This window comes from Limnoglobus sp. (assembly GCF_059499385.1).
Genome location: NZ_JCABYM010000011.1, coordinates 58,593 through 66,655, shown reverse-complemented (window position 1 = coordinate 66,655; position 8,063 = coordinate 58,593). Strand labels below are relative to the sequence as shown.

The following is an 8,063-nucleotide window of genomic DNA, read 5'->3' as shown; positions in this document are numbered from 1 at the left end:
GCCCGGGGGGGGGGGGGCCCCCCGGCGGACCGGGCGGGCCCCCCCCCCCACCAAGGGCCCCGGGGGGGGGGGGGCGGGGGTCCCCCCCCCCCCCCCCCCGACGCCAGTACCGCGGACCCAGAACCGTTCCCGCACGCCGGTCAATCCGGCTTCACCCCCTCGACGATTAAGAAGCAATAGTTCTCGACCCGATCAACGTCCGGGATTCGGCTGTCGCGGAAATTCCGCCGTTCGACCGACCGGAATCCGTTGTCCTCGAACAGTTTGATCAGCTGCACCTCGTCAAAATCCCATTTGTGCTTGTGGCCGATCGACTTGAGCACCGACTTGCGGGTCTGGATGTGGTCGAAGTACATCTGGACGTGGTCGCGGACCTTCTTCGCCGACCACTCCTCCCGCGGCTTGGCCAGTTCCGCCTCCACCAGATTGAGGTATTGCCGCCAGAACGAGACGCCGTCCGGCACGCGAACCCGGAGCACGCCGCCGGGGGCGAGCACGCGGAAGCATTCGGCCGTGAGTCGGGCCGCGTCGGCGTACTCGAAGTGCTCCCACACCTCCCCGGCGTAGATGCACGACACGGACCCGGCCGCGAACGGCAGTGGCTTGAGCAAGTTGTGCAACGTGACGTTCCGGCCGAACTCTGTCGGCGGGAGGACGCCGCACTTGACCAGGAACCGGTCCACGGGCCACAGCCGCTTCGCCAGCCAGGCGCGGTTACTGTTGTCCATGTTGACCCACCCGGCCGGTTGGACCGGGCCGCACCCGACATTCACTTTGAGGCCGGGTGGCAACGAAATCGGCTTGGGGGCTTCGACGCGGTCCAGATTCTCGACGAGCATGGGGTTGTTCTCCAGGTGGCATCCGGGGATTCGCGCAGGGACGGTCCTCGCCTCCGTAACGGCGTGGGACGATCGAATCGGGCGGCGTGCCCTCGCAGGGGGAGGGCGGCGGCACAGGGTGGCGGTCAGGTGCGAAGGACGTGAGGCAAGGCTGAAGCGAGAGAAAAGAGGGCGGGTGCCGGTGTTGCCACCGGCACCCGCCCGAGGACAGTAAGATCGGCCGACCGGGTCGCGACTTACGCCGCGACCCCGCTCCGGCGGCGGCGGATCCACGCCCCGACGCCCAGGACCGGGGCGGCCGTCAGGGCCAGCAGTAGCCCGGCCGGGGCCGGCGAAGTGCCGACCGTGTTGTTGAAGCTGACGCTACCCGCGCCGGTGAAGTTCACCGTCACGACCGTGTACACCGAGAAGGTACCGCTTTGGATGAAGTTGACTTCCTTGGCGGCGCTAAACGCACCGACGCCGAACGAGTGGGTGATCGTGGGCAGGGCCGGAATGCCCGTCACGGGGGCCAGGGCACCGACCGGGTTCACGTCCACGCCGAGGTCCGGGATCGTGTTGGAGTCGTCGCCGTAGGAATCGAACGTGATGGTCGAACCGGCGGGAGCCGAGAGCGTACCACCCAATTCGACGCGGAACCCGACGAGACCGTCCGGGGTGGCGGCCCCGAAATCACTTCGGACGAGGATCATTCGCAACGTACCCTCACCGGACGCATTGATCGACACGTTGTTCAAGTCGATCGCCTCGAAAAACGTGGGGGCCGCCAAGAACGGCGAACTAGTACCGGTCGTGACAGAAACGGCAAACCCAGGCAACCCGCCGACGGAGGTGACGATGATCAGGTTATCGGTCCCGGCCCCCCCATCCGCGATGCCGGTTTCGTTGCCCAAGGCACCGTCGGTGATGACCACGCCCGGCCCGGTCGTGGTGCCGGACTCGACCCGCATCCGGAACGCGGCGTCGGCCGACGTGCCGAGGGACAGGACGCTGGCGACGGCGACCGCGGCCAGCAGGAAGAACTTACGCATGGATTGAACCCTTATTCGATCCTCGACCGGGCGGCTTGGCGGCCCGAGAGGATACAGGTATTTGGAAAGAACCCCAGGAGACTACGCTCTGTGAGCGGAGGGCATTGGCAACCGCACCGGACGGCCGGGGTCGCCGAATGGACTCGCACGCACGGCGTGCGCGATCAGATCGCGCGCGGGGGGTCGAGAATGGCGTCGATGAACTTCGAGAGCCGAAGGCGGGCCGACGGCTCGCGGAAATACACCACGAGGCCGCACTCGGACGAGGGGGGACAAGGCACGTGGGCCGCGACCCCGGATCCGACGGACGAGGACGAGTTGCTCGGAGAACTCGTCGTGCCGCCGTTCGGGGCGAAGCCTGGGTTCGGGAGTACGGCGTCGGATTCGCGGTCTACTACCGCCGGGACCACGGGCGTCGGGGCGTCGGTCGCTAGCGTAGTCGAAACGGAAGTAGTCATCTGATCCGCGGTCGAAATGAACCCCGCGGCCGCGCGGGGGCCGAGGTCCAACACCCCCAAGGCGGTGAAGACGAGCAAGGAAACCAGGGTTCGGAAGGGAACCCAACGCACGGGGTAAGTACCTCAGTTTTCAGTCGTTGCGACTAAACACTCTCAAGCATCTGATGCAGCAAATCTGTCGCAAGTTCCGCGTAATCGTTAAATTTGTCGTATTTTTACAAATGTGCCGCCGTGGCGATAGGGCACTTCAAGGAAAATCACCAAAAAATTTACCTGACTTGTAAGCGATCTCGGCAGAAATGCGGGTGCATACGCGGAGACCGTAAATCTTACCCGATGGCGTTACAAGGCTGCACCCACTTTGAACGACGCATCCTCCTTCGATGGGACACGCTCGAACACCCTCAGGTCGGTCGGAGTTGCCGCGGAGGCCGGCGGCTCGACGGCCGGGCGGCCGAGCGTCGCAAGCGGCTTGAACATGTGGGCGACCCATCCCGCCGCAAGGATCGCCGAGCACCCGACCACGTTCGTGACGAACTGCCAGGCGAGCGATTGCCCGTAAGTCGCCAGGAACGCATTGGCCGCGTACACGGCCACCGTGCCCAGGCAGAACACCTCCAGCGAGTGCTGGCCGCACCGGACCACGGCCGCCCGCCACCCGGTCCCGCACCATGCGGCGTTGACCGCTCGGGTGCAGACGTAGGCCAGCGTCAGGAAGTGCAAAAGGCGGAGGACGCCGAGGTGCCCCTTCCGGGTGCCCGGCACCGCGTTCATCTGGAGGTGTGGCAGGGCCAGCGTCGTTTCCCCCCCGAGGATCGCCCACAGGTCGCGGAAGAAGTCCGGCCGGACCGCGGCCGCGTACCCGACCTTCACGACCGCGGCGGTCAGGAGGAAGGCGACGGCCGCGGCCAACAGGCCGGTGGATTCGCGGGCGGTATCGGGGATCAAGGACGGCCGCGCCGCCAGGCACGTGCCCAGGAAGAACAGGAACTGCCACGCGAACGGGTTGAAGTACCACGTCGCCCCCCAGACCGACGGCAAGACGACCGCCGCCGGCGCGGCTTGTACCGCCGCGTACAGGACGAACGAGGCGGCGAACACCCACCGGAACCCGAACCGCGTACCCACCCACAGCGCCGCCGGCAGGAACGGCAGGATCGCCAGGTACAACGGAAGGACATCGAACGCCCACGCGAAGTACGACAGCGACGCCACGCGCCGGAGGGCCTCCGCCGGCTGGGTCTCGAACAGCCCGGCGTTGACCATCGGGTCGGATAGGCCGAGGCCGCACTGGAGGGCGAGCGCGACGCACAGGAACTGCGTGACGATGTGGGCCGCGTAGATGGTCCCGCAACGCTTCAGGATCCGCAGTTGGACGGCCCGGAACCCGCCCGCCCGGAGGACCTTCAGGTACGCCACCCCGGCGACGTACCCGGACAGGAACACGAACGCCTCGGCCGCGTCCGAGAACCCGAACGCGGTCGGCACGAGCTTCTTGAACAGGTTGGGGTTCGTGTGGGTGACAAAGATAATGATCAAAACAACGCCGCGAAAAAAGTCAATCCGCAGGTCGCGGCCCGCGTCTGGGCGACTGGGCATCGCCTCCTCCTTCTCGTATGCGTCGCGTCAAAACCAATAATAGCAGAACTACCGATTCGGTGCGGTCCCCGCGTTCACGTCGGTCGTGGCTACCGACCGCGGCGTCTGGCCCACGGGTGTGGTCCCGACGCTCCCGATCGTCGCGTCGAACAGCTTCGCGTACCGGGCGGCCATGACCGCCTCGGAGAACTCCGCCACCGCCCGGGCGCGGCCCTGGTCGCCCATCGCGACCCGCAACAGCCGCGACCGGCCGAGGTTCGCCAAATGACCCGCTACCGCCACATCGTCGCGGGCGTCCGCGAGTAGACCGACCGACGGCGTCACCACGTCCGCCACGCTGCCGACGGCCGTGCTCACCACCGGCACGCCGGTCGCCATCGCCTCGATGATCGTCAGCGGAATCCCCTCGCTCACGCTCGTCAACAAGAGCGTGTCGGCCGCGGTCAACAGCCGCGGCACGTCGTGCCGCGTGCCGAGCAGCCGGACGAGGCCGCCGAGCTTGTGTTCCCGGATGAACGCCTCGATCGCCGGCCGCTCCGGGCCGTCGCCGACGACGACGAGCTTCAGGCCGGGGATCACGCGGCCGGCGCGGACGCACGCCCGCAGCGCCGTCAGGTGGTCCTTGATCGGGTCGAGCCGGGCGACCATCAGCACCGCGTACTCGTCCGACCGGAGGCCGAGTTCGGCCCGGACTTCCGCCCGTACCGCCGGCGACGGGACGAACCGGTCGGTGTCGATGCCGTTCGGGATCACCTCGACCTTCCGGTCCGGGATGCCCTCGTTTTCCAGCAGCGCCTGCTTCACCGACCGGCCGACGGCGACGACCCGGTCCCGCCGCTTCATCAGCACCCAGTTCGCCACCTTCCGCTTCGGCCGCGGGTAGTCCGGGAAGTGGCGGCCGTGTTCCGTGAACACGATCGGCACGCGGCCGGCCCGCACCCGGCCGAGCAGGGCGTAGAAGAACGGCGTGTACTGGTGCGCCTGCACCAATTGAACCCCGTGGTGCCGCCACCGGGCCGCGAGTCGGAGCGGGCACCGCCAGTCCAGCCCCGGCTTGCGGCCGATCACCTCCACGTCGAACCCCTCGGCCTTCAGCTGCTCCGCGCCGGGGCCGAGGTCGTCCAGGCAGAGGAAGACGAACCGGTAGCGGTCGCGGAGGCGGCGCGCGAGGTTGCCGGCGAGGACCTCGGCCCCGCCGACGTTGAGCGTGTGGACCAGTTGGCAGACGACCGGGCGGGCGTCGTTCATCGGAGTGCCTTCATTCCGTGTCGAAGGACGTTGGCGGTTTCCGTGCCGTGGCGGTCTCGCGCCCCGACACATATGATGCGTGGAATCAACGGAACCCGTTCGGCAGGGCCTTGATTCCGGTTTTCACCCCGAAGGGGTGGGAGCGCTCAGCCCAGGGCAACGCCCTGGGCGCGGGCGTCCGGCGTGTCTGCGGCCGCCTTGTCGCAGGCTTTCAGCCTGCGGGGTGGTTGCGGCCGCCACCCAGGGCGGCGTCGCTCCGCTCCTTGCCCTGGGCTGACATCTCCCACCCCTTCGGGGTGAAAGCCAAAATCTCATTCCCACCTTCCACCCGCGGCGTCACGCCACGGCGGCCGGGGCGGCCTCGCTCGCGTACGCGTCGCCGTCCACGAACTCCCGCTGGCCCAGCTCGAAGATCATCATCGCCAGCAGCAGGAACGTGTGGTTGCGGGTGTTGGCGAAGTGGTTGTTCACCACCGTCCGCACCGTCTCCGGGTTGAACACCCCGCGGGACAGGCAGCGGTCGTCCAGCAGCAACCGTTGGACCGTCGGCCGCAACTCCCGCCGCAGCCACAGGCCGAGCCGCTCGTAGGGCTGGTAGCCCTTCACCCCGAGCTTCGCGAACACCTTCAGCTTCAGCTTCGCCACCGCCTTCGCCAGCGGCCCGGCCCCGAGCCGCGACCCGTTGTTCGCGTTCACCACGTCCAGGAACTTCGGCTGCCGCTTCCGGAGGATGTGCGCCTGCACCGTGTCCGTCAGCTTCAACTCCGGCGGGGCGGCCATGAGCGCGTCCAACAGCGCCGTGTCCAGGTACGGCACGCGGGTCTCGACGACGGACCCGAACTCGGTCATCGACAGCCCCGTCTCCCGCCGGATGCGCTCGGCCACGAACAGTTGCCAGATGCGGTGGACCGGCGGCCGGACGTCTTCCGAGTCCTTCATGCTCTGGCGGAGCGATTCGCGGGCGACGGCGTCCAGGTCCGTGCCGAACGCGGGCGTGAACAGCAGGCCGTCCACGCCGTCGAGCATGTGGGCCTGGAGCCGCTTCCACAGCCACCCGTCGAGGGTGGCGGCCGTCAGCCCCATCGCCTCGGCGTCGAGCGAGAAGTTGTACGCCTTCGTCATGTGCATCAGCTCGCCGGCGTGCCCGCGGGCCAGCGTCTTGATCCCCAGGTCGCGGTACATCGGCAGCGTCGGCATCACGATGCACTGGCACAGGTACTGGCCGTCCGTGAGGTGGACCATGTCCCGCATGTGCCGCTCGAACTGGTCGAGGAACTTCGTCCCGAGCGTGTGCATGTGGTGCGGCCGGTTCGTGATCCGGGCCAGCTCCGCGGCGCACTTCACGTCGATGCTGCCCTCCATCCCCAGGCAGACGGTCGTGACCGGCTGCGCCGGGTCGATGAGGCCGAGGACGGTGCGGGCGTCGAGGCCGCCGGACAGCGACAGGCCGAGGCCCGGCGCGCCGGTGGTGCAGCGGGCGACGGACTTCGCGAAGGCGTCGTCGATCCGGTCGAGGGCGTCGGTCGTGGACGCGGAGCCGAGTTTCCACGTCTCGCCGAGCCGGGCGTACCGGGTGAGGCCGAGGCGGTCGTCGGCCGTGGAGTACGTCAGCACGCCGGCGGCGGGCAGCAGGCGGATCGCGGAGAACGACGTGGTGTCGCCGAGGTACTGGCCGAACGTGAAGAACTCGGCGAGGCCGCGGGGGTCGATGGCCCGCGACAGGTCGCCGTCCGCGAGGATCGACTTCGCCTCGGACCCGAACAGGAGCTTCCCGGCCGAGTGCGAGTAGTAAAGCGGCCGCATGCCGAAGCGGTCGTTGAGCAGCGTCAGCGTGCCGGCGGCGGCGTCCCAGACGGCGGCGGCGAAGCACCCGTTCAATCGGCGGACGAACGCGACGCCGGATTGTTCCCACCCGTGCAGCAGCAACTCCGCGTGGCCGTCGGTGCGGAACCGGTGGCCCTGGGCCTCGAGTTCCGCCCGGAGCGTGGCGTAGTCGTAGATTTCACCTTCCAACAGCGCCCGCTTCGTGCCGTCCTCGTTGGCGGCCGGTTGCGGGGCGGCGTTGACGTACCCGAGGCTGACGCGGCCGAGGGCGGCCGCGCCGTCGTCGCTGGTCCAGGCGTCCTGCTGGTACCACGAATGGTGCCGCATCCGGCCGAGCATCCGCGGCAGCAGTTCCGTGTCGCACGTCGTTCCGACGAGGCCGGTGATTCCGGGCATGGGAAACAATCCTAAGCGGTAACAGTCGGTCGCGGGGTCACGCGGGACAGTTCGCCCCGCTTGTTCACGAGGAAGCCGTGCGTCGCCCACCGGAGGACCGGCAGGTCGGATTTCGAGTCGCCGTAGGCGAACGATTCCGCCGGCCAGTCGGCGGCCCCGAGGTGGCCGCGGAGGCGGGCGAGTTTCTCGTCGCCCTTGCAGTTCGGGCCGTCGAGCGCCCCGTCCCAGGCGTCGGCCGTGCCGCGGACGCGGGTGCAGAGGACCTCGTTTATTCCGAGCGCCCGGCCGACCGCCTCGACGTACAGGTCCGGGCTGGCGGACAACAAGATGACGCGATGGCCGGCCGTCAGGTGCTCGGTCAACCGCTCGAACACGGGGGCGTGCAACCGGGGCCGAATCCACGCCTCGACGAACCGATCCGCGTGTTCGGCGACGGCCGCGCGGGGCTGGCCGCGGAACGTGGAGACGAGGACGTTCTGCTTCGCGCGGTGGTCCGGGATGATCCGGGCGGCGTACAGCCCGACCCAGACGGGGAGGGTGACGAGCGGCCGGACGCGGCGGGAGGCGCGGGCGTACCCGACGACGAACGGCAGGAAGCTGTCCCCGCGGACGAGCGTGCCGTCCAGGTCGAACACGGCCACGGCGGTAGCGGGCGATGGGGTCATGGT

Annotated in this window: 6 protein-coding genes; all 6 read right to left on the bottom strand. The window is 68.6% G+C overall.

Annotated elements, in window-relative coordinates:
- Positions 1–140: 140 nt before the first annotated feature.
- Entirely contained in the window at positions 141–839 is a 699-nt protein-coding gene (locus AC5JJ2_RS01760) for a class I SAM-dependent methyltransferase (RefSeq protein ID WP_495856247.1), read from the bottom strand.
- A 236-nt stretch (positions 840–1,075) separates the two neighbouring features.
- Positions 1,076–1,870, bottom strand: a complete 795-nt coding sequence (locus AC5JJ2_RS01755; RefSeq protein ID WP_495856246.1) for a hypothetical protein — start codon at positions 1,868–1,870, stop codon at positions 1,076–1,078.
- Positions 1,871–2,670: 800 nt separating this feature from the next.
- On the bottom strand, positions 2,671–3,927 hold the full coding sequence (locus AC5JJ2_RS01750) for an OpgC family protein (RefSeq protein ID WP_495856245.1): 1,257 nt from the start codon (positions 3,925–3,927) through the stop codon (positions 2,671–2,673).
- A gap of 48 nt (positions 3,928–3,975) precedes the next feature.
- On the bottom strand, positions 3,976–5,175 hold the full coding sequence (locus AC5JJ2_RS01745) for a glycosyltransferase (RefSeq protein ID WP_495856244.1): 1,200 nt from the start codon (positions 5,173–5,175) through the stop codon (positions 3,976–3,978).
- Positions 5,176–5,511: 336 nt separating this feature from the next.
- Complete coding sequence (locus AC5JJ2_RS01740; RefSeq protein WP_495856243.1) at positions 5,512–7,395, bottom strand: asparagine synthetase B family protein; 1,884 nt, start codon at positions 7,393–7,395, stop codon at positions 5,512–5,514.
- Positions 7,396–7,406: 11 nt separating this feature from the next.
- Complete coding sequence (locus tag AC5JJ2_RS01735; RefSeq protein WP_495856242.1) at positions 7,407–8,060, bottom strand: HAD-IB family hydrolase; 654 nt, start codon at positions 8,058–8,060, stop codon at positions 7,407–7,409.
- Between the last annotated feature and the right edge of the window lie 3 nt (positions 8,061–8,063).

What these genes read in the sequence shown, in the direction of transcription:
- AC5JJ2_RS01760 (WP_495856247.1), bottom strand. Translation starts at nt 839, where the DNA reads ATGCTCGTCGAGAATCTGGACCGCGTCGAAGCCCCCAAGCCGATTTCG.
- AC5JJ2_RS01755 (WP_495856246.1), bottom strand. Translation starts at nt 1,870, where the DNA reads ATGCGTAAGTTCTTCCTGCTGGCCGCGGTCGCCGTCGCCAGCGTCCTG.
- AC5JJ2_RS01750 (WP_495856245.1), bottom strand. Translation starts at nt 3,927, where the DNA reads ATGCCCAGTCGCCCAGACGCGGGCCGCGACCTGCGGATTGACTTTTTT.
- AC5JJ2_RS01745 (WP_495856244.1), bottom strand. Translation starts at nt 5,175, where the DNA reads ATGAACGACGCCCGCCCGGTCGTCTGCCAACTGGTCCACACGCTCAAC.
- AC5JJ2_RS01740 (WP_495856243.1), bottom strand. Translation starts at nt 7,395, where the DNA reads ATGCCCGGAATCACCGGCCTCGTCGGAACGACGTGCGACACGGAACTG.
- AC5JJ2_RS01735 (WP_495856242.1), bottom strand. Translation starts at nt 8,060, where the DNA reads ATGACCCCATCGCCCGCTACCGCCGTGGCCGTGTTCGACCTGGACGGC.